This is a genomic window from Amycolatopsis panacis, assembly GCF_003600245.1.
GTDB classification, from domain to species: domain Bacteria; phylum Actinomycetota; class Actinomycetes; order Mycobacteriales; family Pseudonocardiaceae; genus Amycolatopsis; species Amycolatopsis sulphurea.
This window is the reverse complement of sequence record NZ_QZFV01000107.1, coordinates 29,272-43,117: the sequence shown is the minus strand read 5'-3', so window position 1 is coordinate 43,117 and position 13,846 is coordinate 29,272. Positions and strand designations below refer to the sequence as shown.

The following is a 13,846-nucleotide window of genomic DNA, read 5'->3' as shown; positions in this document are numbered from 1 at the left end:
TCCCGCCTGGCCTCAACCGCCAGCCGCGTAGCCCGCTCCCGCAACTCCTCAGGATACTTCCGTGGTGCCGCCATGACTGTGAATCCTCCGGGTGTTCGATGTCTCCATCAAACCCGGGGCGGGACATAGGTCCAGTCGCTAGCCTGATTGTATGGGACTCACAGCGGCCGAACTCTTCGACGTTCTTGGCCAGGATTATGAGACAGCCTTCGCAGGCCTGACCGCCCAGCGTGAAGAACTCGAGTGGCTGCTCGACGAACTGCCCGGCCGGGCTCGGGTGCTCGATGTCGGCTCGGGCACCGGCCGTCCTAGCGCCGAACTACTGACTGCGGCCGGCCATTCCGTGACCGGCTACGACGTGTCGCCGCGTATGGTCGAGATCGCCCGCGAGCAGGTCCCAGCCGCCAGCTTCGAGGTTGCCGACCTGCGGACGCTGTCGTTCCCGCCGGACAGCTGGGACGCCATCACCGCGTTCTTCACGCTGCTCCAGGTCACTCGTGCCGAGATCGACACCGCCCTCGCTGCTTTCGCCTCATGGCTCGCCCCGGGCGGCATCTTTCTGTTTGCCACCGTCCCTGCCGACATCGAGAATCTCGACATTGAGTTCATGGGCCAGCCTGCCACCGTCAGTAGCTACACCCAGGACGTCTACCGCGACAAGCTTGCTGGCCTTGGCTTCGACGTCGTGCGGCAGCGCATGGTCGAGTTCCAACCATCCCATACAGAGGCAGGCCCGGAGGTGGATCTGTTCATCGCGGCTCGCAAGGTCTGACGGAGTTTCACCGACCGCATCGACACCGCTACGAGTCCACGGCACCCAACCCCGGATGAGCAGCGCAGTCCGCCGACGGGCCATCCCGCAGAGCCGCCCACTGCCGCTGAAGGTGCGCCGCGATCCGCGGATCGATCGGCCTGAGCACGTCCAGAGCTTCCTCGACCTTGGCCCGGCCGTCGTCGCGTTCGCCGAGCGCGTAGAAAATCATGCCAAGCTCGCCGAGGGCTTCGGCCTTTCCAGGGGTATCGCCACATTCCTCGTAGGCTTGCAGGCTTTCCACGCCCACTCGCCGTGCCCGTACTAGATCGCCCGTATGCCGGTACGCCCGGGCTAGCGGGACGCCGGTGTACCCGCGCCCATGTGGAGTTCCTTCGTTACCCTGCAATGCGAAGGCATGGTTACCGTGCTCTAGGGCGAGATCCGTCTTGCCGAGCTCGAGGTAGGCACGCCCGAGGTGGGTGTGCGCGTAGGTTTCCCCCACCAACGAGCCGACCTGTTTCGCCACCGCCAATCCCTGCGCGCACAGCCGCGCCGCCTCGACGAAGTTCCCGCGTTCGTACATGATGTTGCCGAGCCCAACGTAGGCGAAACTGAGGATCCATGTCGGGCCGAGCTGCTCGGACACAGCCACCACGCGGGAGTTGAGTTCCCAGGCACGGTTCAGATTGCCGCGCCGCAGATACGCCTCGGCCAATTCCTCCGCTGCGGGGACGATACGCTCCGGATCCTTGGCTTGCTCGGCCGCTTGTAGCGCAACCTCGAAGGTGTCGATCCACACTTGCCACGGCCGGCGGTGCAAGTAGAAGTCGAAACAGTCCAGGGCAAGCCGCCAAGCCGGAAACAACAGGTGATGGTGCAACGCCAGCTCGCCGACTCCAGCGAGGTTGGGCAGCTCGGTCTCGTACCACCCGGCGGCTTGGTCGAAGGTGGTGATCGGCGCGGGCGTGACGCCGTCCGGGGCCGGGCCGAGGTCGAGGTGATGTTCGGGCCGGTTCGGCCAGATCGCCCACGAGGCCTTGTTGGCTGTGTAGAGGTACCAGTCCACCAGTCGGCGAATCGCGGCGTGTCGTTCGTTGTCCCACCGAGGATTGGCAGCCTCCTCGGAGGCGTAGTCGCGCAGCAAGTCATGCAGGCTGAACCGGTGCATCGTGATCTGCTGCACAAGGTGCGCCTGCACCAGCTCCGCCAGCAGCCGGGTCGCGTCACGCACTGGGATTGCTACTAACGCCGCAACCGCCGCGGCGCTGATATGCAGGCCCCGGTGCACGCCGAGCAGTCGGAACACCTGTGCCTGCTCCGGCCGTAGCGACTCATAAGACCAGCGGAACGTCGCCCGAACCTCGGTCGCGTCGTCATCCTCGACCCGCAGCTCCAGGCGCCCACGCTCGGCAAGATCGTCTGCGTGCTGCTGGACCGTCATCAGGTCGTTCGCGGCTACCCGTTCGGCAGCAATGTTCAGCGCGAGCGGCAGCGCTCCGCACAGCTCCACCAGGCGAGCGATTGCATCCGGCTCAGCCTCGGCGCGAGCCTCGTCGATAAAGCTCGCCATCAGTGCAGCGGCATCCAGAGCGTCCATCGGCTCCAGCCGTACCGACTTCGCGTGGGCTTCGATCACCACGCCGGACAGCCTGGTACGGCTGGTGATCAGCACCGACGTGTTCGGCGTCCCCGGAAGGACCTGCGCGACCTGGCGGGAATCGCGGGCGTTGTCCAGCACAATCAGCACGTGCTGCCCGACGCTGCGACGCTTCTCCAGTTGCCCCTGCAACAAAGCCAGCCGCAGCTCGTCGGTGCCGGGGATGCGGTCGTCCCGCACGCCCAGCCCGCGCAACAGGCTTTCCAGGACCTCCCCCGGCTCTGCCGGTGGCCGAGGCCCATAACCGTGCAGGTCGGCGTAAAGAACCTGCTCGAACCTATCCGCGTTCGAGTTGGCCCAATGGCGAGCAAGCGCGGTCTTGCCGACACCCGGTGGCCCGGCGACAAACACCACCGTGGATCGGTTTGGCATCTCGTTGGGAGCAACGATCAGCAAATCGGTCAATGCAGTGAGCGCTCGAGCTCGGCCGACGAAATGCAGCGGCGGCGGGGGCAGACCCGCATATGGTTCGGCGCGAGCCGCTGTCGCCAGTTCGAGCAGCGCACCCTTGGTATCCAACACCCGGTCGAGCTGCTCCGCGTGATCCGTGGTCGGCGACAATTGCCCGGCCTCGAGTCGTGAAATAATGCTATGGTGCACATAGGCCACCTTGGCCAATTCCCGCTGGGTCATTCCTTGACGGACCCGGACACCTCGAAGAGCCTTACCAAACTGCTCAGCGGCCGTCAACGGGCGTGCAGGCAGTTTTGCCGAGCGAGATTCCTCCCTGTCAGACACGCCACCACTTCCCTCCTGCCCCATGAGTGGATATTGCCATATCGCGACAGCAGCACCGTCCGGACCTGTGGACAACCAGTCCGGCAAATGGGACCTTGCCGTGGATCGGCGTCTGGGCAACGGTCCAGACACCCGGCTGGCGCGGCTGCCGCCCCACCCGCCAGCACAGCCCAAACCTCCATACAGTCAGGCAAGTCATCTGTCGCCGTCGGACGCTGACCTACCGCGCCACTACTTAGGCGTTTGCCTTGAGCGCGTACAACGTCGGCACACGAGGCGCATCCCCGCTTCCTCGCCACCACCCGTAGTCAGTCTGGACCATCCACGGCCATCGCTGAAACGGCAGAACGTCCGGCTCGATCAAGTGATCGATCTTCAGTCCGGCCAGTGCGAGCGCGGTCACCACCTCGCCCAGGCCGTGGGGCCACTCATAGTGCACGGTGTCGCCCTCAAGCGGGGGACCATCGGTGTAGGTACGGCTGCTGTCGCGCTCGACGGCGCCGCGACCTCCCAGATAATCGTGGCGGACAGTCAAGTCCACCGGATTGCCCGGGCGGACAGTCGTCCCGAACGCGTTGAGCAGGGGGTGAAATTCGACGACGTACACGAAACCTCCAGGCCGCAGCAGGCCTGCCACGACCTGTGCCCAGCGGGTGAGGTCAGGCAGATAACACAGCGAGCCCTTGCCGGTGTAGACGATGTCGAAGCGGGCGCCGCCGAGCACGTCGACCGCGTCATAGACGTCGGCCCGGACGTAGGAGATCTCGACCTTCTCGTTGCGCGCGGCGATATCGGCCTGCTCGACCGACCGTGCCGAGAAGTCCAGGCCGACGGTGCGGGCGCCGGCCTTGGCCAGAGCCATCGTCTCCACACCAAGGTGGCACTGCAGATGGACGACATCCTTACCCGCGAGATCGCTAAGGGCGTCCCACTCGAACGGCAGGATCCAGTCCAGCGGGTCACGCCTGCCGAGAGCGTAGAAATCGCTCCGAGCATGAATCCGGGTCCGCGCGTCCCAGTTGCGCTCGTTGAAGGCCATCTGCCGTTGGGTGTCGATGTCGAAAGCCATGGTCAACGGGTACCACACCGTGCGCCACTTTCCGTGTCCTCCGCACTAGTAGGGTGTCGCGGCTAGGTCTTGGGATATAGGTGGCGGAGCTTGACGCGTGCGTCGTCGGTAGTGAACTGCCAGTGGATTTGACGTTGGTCGGTATTGGTGGGGTGTTGCCATGCGGTGAGTTCGGTATTGAGAGTGTCGAGGTCGTTGATGAGGCGGTCGATGCATTGCTGGGTCAGTGCGGAGAGTTCGATTTCGGCGATGTTGAGCCAGGATCCGTGTTTGGGGGTGTGGTGTATCTCGAGGCGCTGAGCCAGCGCGAAGGCTTCTGCGGGTTCGAAGGCTTCGTAGAGCGAGGCGATGCCGTGGGTACCGAGGTTGTCCATCACCAGCACCACGGTCTCGGCGTCGGGATAGTCCACGGTCAGGAGTTCTTTGACCTGCCCGGCCCAGTCGATCCTGGTTCGCCGGGAGAGGGCGTGCACGCGGCGCCAGCCGCGCAGGTGCTCGACCCAGACGAAGATCGAGCAGGTGCCGCACCGGATGCATTCACTGTCTTCGCGGATGTCCTGGCCGGGCTGGGCGGGGAGCGGGTCGCGGACGTGGCCGAGTAGCTGAAAGGGCTTCTCGTCCATGCAGACCACGGGGCGGGTGGCGTCGCAGGGCCGGGCGTAAACCGCGATCACCTCCTCCATACAGGCCGCGAACTGGGCGTTCGCCTTCGGCGGAATGGTCCAGCATTTCTTCAGATGAGGACGCAGTTCCGTTTTTTAGGACCCGGCCGATGGCGGAGTGGTCCAGGTTCGGGATATCTTCGATGAGCGCGACGTGCTTCTCCAGCAGCCGCAACGACCACCGGGCATACCCCGCCGGCGGCTGCGAGCACGCCAGGGCGATCAGCCGCGCCTCGACCTCACCGGTCACCGGGGACGGCACCGGCGGATGCTCGCGCTGCTTGCGCTAGATCGTGGCCCAGATGTCACCACCGGTCTCGGCGAAGCGCTTGGCGACCAGCCGCAGCGTCTCACCCGATACCCCGACCCGCGCCGCGATCGCCTCTTTCGCGTCCACCTCGCCCACCGAGATGTCCAGCGCCAGCAGCACCCGCGCCCGCATGATCATCGACGCCGGATGAACACCCGTCGTGGGCACCCGGATCAACTCCGCGCGATCCCGCGCAGTCAACCTGACAGGCCGCTTCTTCTGCGAGGGCATCACAACCGTCCTTGTTCGACAGGGGAACGACCTGCCGCACAACAGCATCCCAGCCACGTAGACCACAACTAAGCAGCGACACGCTACTAGCCGGTTCCGGGGCAGGCTGCCGCGAAGTACCTGGTCAAGGCCGGTGCCAGTGATCCTCGTTGGTTGAGAAGGCAACCAACACCTGCCGTACAGCGGCATGTTTCAGGGAAAAAAGCAACACCTACCCCTTGCCACACTGCGCTCATCCCAGCACACTCGCAGTGATAGAAGGGGAAGGGCATGCACTACATGCGGAGGTGGCTGGCCAAGACGTCACGTGGTGCGTCTGTCCCAGGTGAATAGGCCAGTCAACGATGTAGCCGCCGACTGGAGTTGGAGCCACACTGCGGGCTACCGACTTCATGAAAAGAACCTGCGCGGACGAACGAATGAATGAAGACCTCAAAACGTCACAAGTCGCAGGCTCCGGATGCAGCCAACCGCACGTGGGGAAATCGATCTGAAGGGGATACGATGATGACCGTCGGGGAATACCTGCGACGACCGCTCAGTTGGACAAAATCTGTGCACCCCAGATGTACTCGCGGGGACTGGGGCTGGCCCGAGACGGCCGACCTACTATCGATACGCAAGGGTGATGCGGGTGCTGCGGCACCACTATGTTGACTCCTATGCCACATTCCGACGCAGGCCGGTTGGACTGAGGAGAACGTCCTGAAGGGGATGTCATTCGTGTCAGTGGACACCTCGGTGCTGGAGGGTCCGGCTGTCGAGGTCTCGCGTCGAACTAAAGGGGAGAGGAAGCCTTGACCGTGACACGGCCAACCCATGCGGGGACACGCCAGCAGTTTGGAGAACCAGCACCCCGCACCAGTGAGACCAAGCTGACGTCGACGGCTGCCCAACCTGCGGCCGGCCACCTTGCGACACCGTCACGGGACTGGGTGCCCGCTGGACCTGGGCGCGGCAAGCCCCTACCCACCTGCGGCACATTCTCAATCGTGGCTGCGCGGCCGCGGAGCCGGAATGGGTCTTCTGTGGACACCTGTCGACGCGGAAGTGTGTATTCGAAATGGGGGAACCGTTTGTGGCCGAGCACGGCGATTATCAAGTGAAATACCGCATGCTTGGACCATTGCGTATTGATTTTTGCGGGCAGAGTGCGGTGCCCAGTGCGCCGAAGCTCAGAATGTTGCTCACGCTGTTGCTGTTCAACGCGAACCGGCCGATCGCCACGCCTGTCCTACTCAAGGAGCTCTGGGGGGAGAACCCACCGGCCAGTGCGATGAACACCTTGCAGACCTACGTCTTTCAGTTGCGCAAGTGGCTCGCCGACAGCTGCGGCTCCACCCCGGACGAAGTGGGCCGCGACCTTCTTGTGACTGATGTGGACGGTTACGCGCTGCGCGTGCGTCGTGGCGAACTGGACGTCCATCTGTTCGAGGAGCAGGCACTGGAGGGCAGTCGGACCCTCGCCGCCGGGGAGCACGCCGCCGCCGCGTCGCTCCTGCGGGTGGCGTTGGAGTTGTGGCGCGGCCCGATCGTCACCGACTTCCAACCGGAACGCGGCATCCAGGCGCACATCACACGGTTGGAGGAGCGGCACCTGTACGTGCTTGAACAGCGCATCGAGGCGGACCTCAACCTCAACCTGCACCAGGAGTTAGTCAGCGAACTCGCCTCGCTGGTGGTCGAGCACCGACTGCACGAAACTTTGCACGCGAAGCTGATGATCGCCCTACACCGCTCCGGACGGACCTCGGGCGCACTCGACGTCTTCCGCCGACTGAGAGAGGAGATGGTGGACCAGCTCGGCATCGAGCCGTCCTTTCGGTTACAGGCGCTGCATCGGGCGATTCTGTCCGGCACCCGGTTGCTCGACTGGGCGCCGGGCCGCGGTGGCGTCCGTTCGGTGCTAGACCTGATCGCCGCCAGCGGCTGAGCCGTCGGGACGCCGGACCCGAGTCGGGGTCGGAGCATCAACCGCACATCGGGTCGATGCTCCGACCCCGCGTTTATCCGTCGAACCTCCCGGGCAGGCATTCGAGCAGAGCCCACCCGTGCCCGGGCCTGTTGTTCAGTTGAAAGCCAGCGGACTCGAGCATCCTGGTCCACTCCTCGAGCGTCCGCTCCCGGCCACCGAACAGCACCAGCATGTCCATGTCCAACAACCTGCCGTGGCTCAGTTGGTTCGGCGGCGGCAACACCTGGTCAATGATCGTCAGGCGCGCATCTGTGTCGCCGATGGTCCTTCGCACCCTGCGTAGCAGGGCCAGTGCCATCTCGTCCGACCAGTTGTGCAGCACCGCCTTGATCAAGTAGATGTCGCACCCGGTCGGCAGTGGCACCTCGAAGAAGTTGCCGGGCACCAGGGTCGCGCGATCCAGTACGCCGTGCTCCCGCAGCACCGTGGGCGCGTTGGCGACGACGTTGGGCAGGTCGATCAGAAATCCGCGCAACTCCGGCTGACGGCTGAGCAGGTTGGCGAGGAAGTACCCGTCGCTTCCGCCGATGTCGACGAGCGTGCTGTGGCCGGGAAAGGTCAGGTCCTTGAAGTCACCGTGCACCATCCGGCGGCTCCAGTGCATCATGAACCTCTCGAAGAACGCGCCGATCTCGGGCTCCTCGCGCAGGTACTGATAGAACGGTATGCCGAAGGTCCGCTCTAGCACCGGTTCGCCGGTACGCACGCTGTGCAGCATCTCGTTGTACGGCCGGCGAGTAACGTCGAGGTTATTGTACTTGACCAGTGGCAGCACGCTGTTGGGGTGGCTGGAGAGTAGACCGCAAGCCAACGGCGTGAGCTGGAAGGTCTGCTGCGGTTCCTCCCGGAAGATACCGACCGACGCGGCACATCGAAGGACCCGGTAGAGCGAGTCCGTGTGCGAGCCAGATTTCGCGGCGAGGTCGATCACCGAGTTGGTGCCGTCGGCCACGAGGTCGGCGATGCCCAGTTCCGCGAGCACGTGCACGACACGTGCGAGACGCTCGCCGCACGCCAGCAACAGGATCTGCTGTGTGAAGAGGTCCTCGGCGTCCTGTGCCGCGGACTCCCGATGCGCCTCCTGCTCGATGACTGCCTTGACGTGCTACATCTGAACGCGAGTCCTTCCGTTGAGATAGTCCGCCATCGCCTCGTCCGTGCGGCCGGCGCCGAGCTTCATCGCGAACTCCTGACACCAGGTCATCTCGGTGCCCGACCCGACTTCTTGGTACGACCAATGGATGTTCATGTGTTGAAACGGGCCGGTCTCGGTGCGCCGGGCGTCTGCGGTTCCGGCCTGCCGGTTCGTCCGGCGCTCGGAGACCCAGGTCCACACGTTGCCCTGTTCGTCAGGCACGGTCGTCAGCCGGAACGTGACGGTGTCCTGAGCTCGGCCCAGAATCTCGACGGAGGCGTACTCCTCGAACAGAGTGACCCAGGACTCAACGTCATTAGTCATCCGCCACACGAGATCCAGCGGGGCGTCGATCATAATCTTGTTCTCGATGCGCGTACCCATCACACACTCCTGGCCAGCGCACCGTTGACCAGATGGACTAAGGTCGCGGGCGTGGTGTGCTCGGTGGTCAGCTCGTCCGGGAAGGTGATGCCGACATCGCGCCCGATCTGACCGATGATCTCGATCAGCGCCACCGAGTCGTAGCCCAGTTCGTCGAACGGGACATCTGCGGCAGAATCGTCTAGCGCATGGACTTCCGGTTCTCCCGCACACTCCCGCATGATCACCAGCAGGTCGTCTAGAGTGAACCTACTCATGTCGTTCCTTTCGTAGAACCATGGCCGAGTTGAATCCACCGTGACCACGGGCGATCACGAGCACAGCGTTCGCGTGGCACCTCCTCCGTCGGCCGAGCACGAGGTCGAGTTCGTACGCTGATCGCGTCCGTCCCTGCGCCGTGGTCGGCGGAATGACGCCAGTTCGCAGGGTGAGCAGGGCGGTGGCCACGTCAAGCGCCGATCCTCCGGCGTACAGCCGGCCTGTCGTGGTCTTGGGAGCCGTCACCGGAATTTGGCCAGGGCCGAAGACCTCAGTGATCGCTTCAGCCTCGATCCGGTCCTGCTCCGCGACGGCACAGGCATCGGCGAACACCACGCCGATCTCTTCTGGATGCAGGCCGGCGTCGGCGAGGCTGAGTCGGATGGCGCGGGCCAGGGTGGCTGGCCGGCCACTGCGTGCTGGCGGGTCGAAGGTCGCGGCGTACCCGGCGACCTCGCCGTAGCGTTGCGGTGCACCTCGGTCTCGTGCCTGATCGGTATCTTCGAGCACCAGGATCGCGCCCCCTTCACCTGGCACGTAACCGCTTGCCGCGCGATCGAACGGCAGGTAGGCGGTGACGGGATCGCCGTGCTCGCTGAGCCGGCCGCTTGGCAGTTGCGCGACCAACCCCCAGGGGCACTGCAGCGCGTCGAACCCGCCAGTCACCATGGAAGACGCCGTTCCCTGCCGCAAGAGGCGCCGCGCGTGCCCGATCGCGTCGAGACCGCCGGCCTGTTCGGTAACCACCACCGATCCGTGTCCGCGCAGACCATGCCGGATCGAGATCTGCCCGGTGTTGACCGCGTAGAACCATGCGAAGGACTGATAGGCGCTGACGAACGGCGCACCGTCGCGCCAGAGCTTGGCCAGTTGGCGCTGACCGAACTCGAACCCGCCCGCAGCGGTCGAGGTGACCGTTCCCATGGCGTAGTCGGGCAGCTGAGCCGGATTCAGTTCCGCGTCCCGCAACGCCCATTCGGTTGCGGTCAGCGCGAGTTGGGTCACCCGGTCGGTCTGCGGCAGCAGCCTGGCCGGCACGTGCTGGTCGGCGAAGAAGTCCGTGATCTCGCCGGCAACCCGGACCGGGTAGTTGGCGGCGTCGAAGCGGCTGATCGGCCCCAACCCGCTGACACCGTCCTGCACTGCGGCCCAGTAGGATCCGGTTCCCAGCCCGTTGGGCGCGATGACGCCGATCCCCGTGATGACCGTCCCCCCGGTACCGTTCACGCCACTCGCTTCAGCAGGACGGCGCTCTGGAACCCGCCGAACCCGCTGCCCACGCTGAGCACCGTGTCCACTCGCTGTTCGCGCGGCTTGATCGGGACGTAGTCCAGGTCGCACTCCGGGTCGGGCTCGTGCAGGTTGGCGGTCGGAGGGATGACGTCGTGTTCGATGATCAGTGCGCACGCGGCGAGTTCGATCGAGCCGATGGCGCCCAGCGAGTGCCCGATCATCGACTTGATCGAACTCACCGGTACCTCGTACGCCCTTGCACGTAAGGCCTGTTTGAACGCCGCGGTCTCGTGCCGGTCGTTCAGCTTGGTGCCGGACCCGTGTGCGTTGACGTAGTCGACGTCTCCGGCATCGATCCGAGCCCGTGCGAGGACCGCCCGGATCGCCTCCGCCATCTCCCGGCCGTCGCTCCGGAGCCCGGTCATGTGGTAGGCGTTGCACCGGCTGGCATGGGCCGAGACCTCCGCATAGATGTGTGCGCCGCGGCGCCGCGCGTGGGCCAGTTCCTCCACCACGAACACCGCCGCTCCCTCGGCGAGGACGAAACCGTCCCGGCTGCGATCGAACGGCCGGGACGCGTGCTCGGGGTCCTCGTTGTTCGCCGAAGTGGCCCTGAGTGCGTCGAAGCAGGCCACGGTGATCGGCGATATGGGCGCGTCGGTGGCCCCGGTGATCACGATGTCGGCCGCACCCTCACGGATCAGGTCACAGCCGTGGCCGACCGCGTCCAGCCCCGAGGTACAACCGGTGGAGATGACCGCCACCGGCCCCTCGGCACCGACGGCCCACGCGACCTCGGCGGCCAGCGAGGACGGGACGAGGTAGTTGAACAGCTGTGCAGCTGCGTTCCTGTGGTCGACCAGCCAGTTCTGGCCGCTGTCGCTGACCACCGCGTACTCCGCGTCCAGACCCATGGTGCATCCCACCGCGGTGCCGATGGTCACGCCGGTCCGGTGCGGCTGTAGTTGTTCGGTGGACAGGCCGCTGTCCCGCACCGCCTCTCTGGTGCACACCACGGCGAACTGGGCCGCGCGATCCATACATCTGATCTCCAGTGGGGTGAGTCCCGCTCTGCGGGCGTCGAAATCGATCTCACCCGCGATCCGGGACCGGAACGGACCGGGATCGAACAAGGTGATCGGCCCGGTCGCGGTCCGCCCGTTGCTGATGAGGTCCCAGAACCCCGTGGTGCCGATGCCGCCGGGGGCAAGGACACCGATGCCGGTGATGACAGCCCGGCGCGTCACCGACCGCCGCCAACCGTCGGCGGCGCGGCGTGCGGGAACGGCACCGGTTCGGTGTCCACGTGCCCCAGTTCCGGGCTCGGAGCCAGCGGACCGATGTGGAAGACCGCGAGGACCGGTTCGCTGCCCTGGTTCTCCAGTCGGTGCCGGCGCAGCCTCGGCACCATGACCGCATCTCCGGCTAGGAGCTCGATCCGTTGTTCCCCCGCGCGCACCAGTAGGCTGCCGCGAACCAGGAAGATGAACTCGTCGGAATGTGGGTGGTAGTGCTCGGCGACGTGTTCTCCGGCCGACAATTCCAGCGTGCCCAGGAACCCGGCCGTAGCACCTACCGACTTCGGTGTGAGCAAGGCTCGGACCTGGCCACCCTGGCGAATGCCCGGAACAACGTCACCCATTGCGATTTTCACGATCTGTGCCACCAAATCCAGCCACTCCTCCCGCTCGCCTGTGACCCGTTCCGATCGTGTCCCAGGGCGGTTTACGAACCAGTGAGAACCGCTGGAGCTGCCCGTCCAACCTGGCGGTCGTCCAGCTCTTGATTGGAACTCACGTGGTCGGGCTGAAGCTTCATCCGTTACCAGCGAACGGAACGAGCCAGCGGAGGTACGACTGTGTACCGGGCACTGATGGTGCTGCGAATGGACCCGACCGACGCCGAGCGCGTAGCGCGGATCTTCGCCGAGCACGACCGAACGAATCTGCCGCACGAGATCGGCGTGACCAGGAGGACGCTGTTCCACTTCCACGGTCTCTACATGCATCTGATCGAGGCGGAGGACGACGTCATGGATCGTCTGTATGCCGCTCGCAGCCACCCCGATTTCGTGGCAGTCAACGAGCAGTTGGCGGCCATCCTGCAGCCGTACGCGCCAACCTGGAGCGAGCTGAAGGACTCCAAGGCGGAGGTCTTCTACTCGTGGTCGGCTGATTGAGGCGATGCGTATGCGGCGCAGGCTGGTGATCACTGGCCTGCGCCGCACCCGGTGAACGATCAACCTGCCAGTGCCACGAGCCGATCGACCATCGCAGCCGGGGAGGGCAGCGCGGCGATCTCGGCGCGCACCTCGCTTGCCGCCTTCCGGAGTTCAGTGCTGCTCACCAGCTCCTGGATCACCGCACTGTCCAGACTGGACACCTCTGGCGCCAGACCGACCCCGCGCTCGGCGACGACCGAGGCGTTGTAGAACTGGTTGAGGCCGTGCGGCAGCACCAGCTGCGGGACGCCTGCGGTCAGCGCACCCATGGTGGCGCCGGAGCCGGCGTGGTGTACCAGCGCGGCACAGTTGGCGAGCAGTGCGTTTAACGGAACCCAACCCGCTGCCCGGACGTTGTCCGGCAGCGCGCCCAGTTCGGCTGGGTCGGCCTTGCCCAGTGCCAGCACGAAGTCAGCGTCGACCTCCGCGGCAGCCTCGACAAGCCCGCGCAATCCGCCGACACCGCTCAGTTGCGGCACGGTCGTACCGAGGGTGACCCCGACCAGCGGCCGTTCGGGCTTGGCCAGCAGCCACTCCGGCATGGAACCGCCCGTGTTGTACGGCACGTACCGCACGAACCAGCCGAAGGAGCTGTCGAACGCGATGCTCGGAGGTGCCACGTTGATCACCGCGTCCCGCCGTAGCGGGCCGGTGAGGCCGTGCCGCTGGTAGGAGTCGGCCATGTACTGGTGCAGCCGCTCGGTCAGCAACGGTTGGCTGCCGAAGTCGATTCCGTGCTCTACGGCCGGCACGCTGACCTTCTGCCCGACCAGCGGACCGACTCCCTGCAAGTGACCGTGCACCACCAGGTCCGGCCGCCAGGTCTCGGCCAGCCGCACGCCGCCGTCGACTCCGATGTCGGAGATCTTCGCGAATAGTTCTGCGGCGTAGTCGACGATGAACTCTCGGTCCGCCATCTGCGCGGAGTTCCAGTCCAGTCCGCTCTGCGCGGTGTACGCGCCGACCACCGCGCCCACGTTCGCATCCGGGGCGAGATCCACTGCGTGCAGACCAGCCCGTGCCACGGCGTCCACGGCGTCGCCGATGCCGCCGAACAGCACTTCGTGGCCAGCGCTGCGCAGCGCCCATGCGGTGGGGATGAAGGGGAACACGTGGCCAACGGCCGATGAGGTGAGGAAGAGAACCCGCATGTGGGATACCTCCATGTCGGTGAAAATGCGATTGGTTCACGCGCGAACCCACGCCGTTGAGCTCCGGC

Annotated in this window: 14 protein-coding genes; 3 read left to right on the top strand and 11 right to left on the bottom strand. The window is 65.4% G+C overall.

Features of this window, described 5'->3' with window-relative positions:
- Positions 1–151: 151 nt before the first annotated feature.
- Positions 152–772: a class I SAM-dependent methyltransferase gene (locus tag D5S19_RS23085; RefSeq protein ID WP_120025493.1), complete on the top strand. Its 621-nt coding sequence runs from the start codon at positions 152–154 to the stop codon at positions 770–772.
- A gap of 28 nt (positions 773–800) precedes the next feature.
- Here D5S19_RS23085 and D5S19_RS23080 read toward each other — a convergent pair whose 3' ends face one another.
- The 4 genes from D5S19_RS23080 to D5S19_RS33285 all read right to left on the bottom strand — a co-directional run bounded on the left by D5S19_RS23080 (position 801) and on the right by D5S19_RS33285 (position 5,391).
- A complete protein-coding gene (locus D5S19_RS23080) occupies positions 801–3,173 on the bottom strand; it encodes an ATP-binding protein (protein WP_120025492.1) in 2,373 nt (790 codons plus the stop codon).
- A 211-nt stretch (positions 3,174–3,384) separates the two neighbouring features.
- Complete coding sequence (locus D5S19_RS23075; RefSeq protein ID WP_199730646.1) at positions 3,385–4,218, bottom strand: class I SAM-dependent methyltransferase; 834 nt, start codon at positions 4,216–4,218, stop codon at positions 3,385–3,387.
- A gap of 62 nt (positions 4,219–4,280) precedes the next feature.
- The gene (locus D5S19_RS32555) at positions 4,281–4,937 is read right to left on the bottom strand and encodes an IS630 family transposase (RefSeq protein ID WP_233574105.1); all 657 of its coding nucleotides are present in this window, start codon (positions 4,935–4,937) and stop codon (positions 4,281–4,283) included.
- Positions 4,938–5,166: 229 nt separating this feature from the next.
- On the bottom strand, positions 5,167–5,391 hold the full coding sequence (locus D5S19_RS33285) for a hypothetical protein (protein ID WP_233574102.1): 225 nt from the start codon (positions 5,389–5,391) through the stop codon (positions 5,167–5,169).
- Between the two features lie 1,108 nt (positions 5,392–6,499).
- Here D5S19_RS33285 and D5S19_RS23065 point away from each other — a divergent pair.
- Positions 6,500–7,354 (top strand): AfsR/SARP family transcriptional regulator, encoded by an 855-nt coding sequence (locus tag D5S19_RS23065; RefSeq protein WP_158605619.1) that lies wholly within the window; start codon positions 6,500–6,502, stop codon positions 7,352–7,354.
- 73 nt (positions 7,355–7,427) lie between these two features.
- Here the strand turns inward: D5S19_RS23065 and D5S19_RS23060 are convergent, their stop codons facing one another.
- The 6 genes from D5S19_RS23060 to D5S19_RS23035 all read right to left on the bottom strand — a co-directional run bounded on the left by D5S19_RS23060 (position 7,428) and on the right by D5S19_RS23035 (position 12,072).
- Positions 7,428–8,423, bottom strand: a complete 996-nt coding sequence (locus D5S19_RS23060; protein WP_456061915.1) for a methyltransferase — start codon at positions 8,421–8,423, stop codon at positions 7,428–7,430.
- 78 nt (positions 8,424–8,501) lie between these two features.
- Entirely contained in the window at positions 8,502–8,915 is a 414-nt protein-coding gene (locus D5S19_RS23055) for an SRPBCC family protein (RefSeq protein WP_120025489.1), read from the bottom strand.
- Positions 8,915–9,172, bottom strand: a complete 258-nt coding sequence (locus D5S19_RS23050) for an acyl carrier protein (protein ID WP_120025488.1) — start codon at positions 9,170–9,172, stop codon at positions 8,915–8,917. The genes D5S19_RS23055 and D5S19_RS23050 overlap by 1 nt, the downstream gene beginning before the upstream one ends.
- Positions 9,165–10,400, bottom strand: coding sequence for a ketosynthase chain-length factor (locus D5S19_RS23045; RefSeq protein WP_120025487.1), 1,236 nt, complete (start codon positions 10,398–10,400; stop codon positions 9,165–9,167). Before D5S19_RS23045 ends, D5S19_RS23050 begins: the two co-directional genes overlap by 8 nt.
- Positions 10,397–11,653, bottom strand: coding sequence for a beta-ketoacyl-[acyl-carrier-protein] synthase family protein (locus tag D5S19_RS23040; RefSeq protein WP_120025486.1), 1,257 nt, complete (start codon positions 11,651–11,653; stop codon positions 10,397–10,399). The genes D5S19_RS23045 and D5S19_RS23040 overlap by 4 nt, the downstream gene beginning before the upstream one ends.
- Positions 11,650–12,072, bottom strand: a complete 423-nt coding sequence (locus tag D5S19_RS23035) for a cupin domain-containing protein (protein WP_233574101.1) — start codon at positions 12,070–12,072, stop codon at positions 11,650–11,652. The genes D5S19_RS23040 and D5S19_RS23035 overlap by 4 nt, the downstream gene beginning before the upstream one ends.
- Before the next feature lie 192 nt (positions 12,073–12,264).
- Between D5S19_RS23035 and D5S19_RS23030 the strand changes: the two genes are divergently transcribed.
- Positions 12,265–12,585 (top strand): TcmI family type II polyketide cyclase, encoded by a 321-nt coding sequence (locus D5S19_RS23030; protein ID WP_233574100.1) that lies wholly within the window; start codon positions 12,265–12,267, stop codon positions 12,583–12,585.
- Between the two features lie 59 nt (positions 12,586–12,644).
- Here D5S19_RS23030 and D5S19_RS23025 read toward each other — a convergent pair whose 3' ends face one another.
- Entirely contained in the window at positions 12,645–13,778 is a 1,134-nt protein-coding gene (locus D5S19_RS23025; RefSeq protein WP_158605618.1) for a nucleotide disphospho-sugar-binding domain-containing protein, read from the bottom strand.
- Positions 13,779–13,846: the final 68 nt, after the last annotated feature.

Bases quoted from the DNA above. Each gene is read 5' to 3' on its own strand.
- D5S19_RS23075 (WP_199730646.1), bottom strand. From the start codon at position 4,218: ATGGCTTTCGACATCGACACCCAACGGCAGATGGCCTTCAACGAGCGC.
- D5S19_RS23025 (WP_158605618.1), bottom strand. From the start codon at position 13,778: ATGCGGGTTCTCTTCCTCACCTCATCGGCCGTTGGCCACGTGTTCCCC.
- D5S19_RS23055 (WP_120025489.1), bottom strand. From the start codon at position 8,915: ATGGGTACGCGCATCGAGAACAAGATTATGATCGACGCCCCGCTGGAT.
- D5S19_RS23080 (WP_120025492.1), bottom strand. From the start codon at position 3,173: ATGGGGCAGGAGGGAAGTGGTGGCGTGTCTGACAGGGAGGAATCTCGC.
- D5S19_RS23085 (WP_120025493.1), top strand. From the start codon at position 152: ATGGGACTCACAGCGGCCGAACTCTTCGACGTTCTTGGCCAGGATTAT.
- D5S19_RS23050 (WP_120025488.1), bottom strand. From the start codon at position 9,172: ATGAGTAGGTTCACTCTAGACGACCTGCTGGTGATCATGCGGGAGTGT.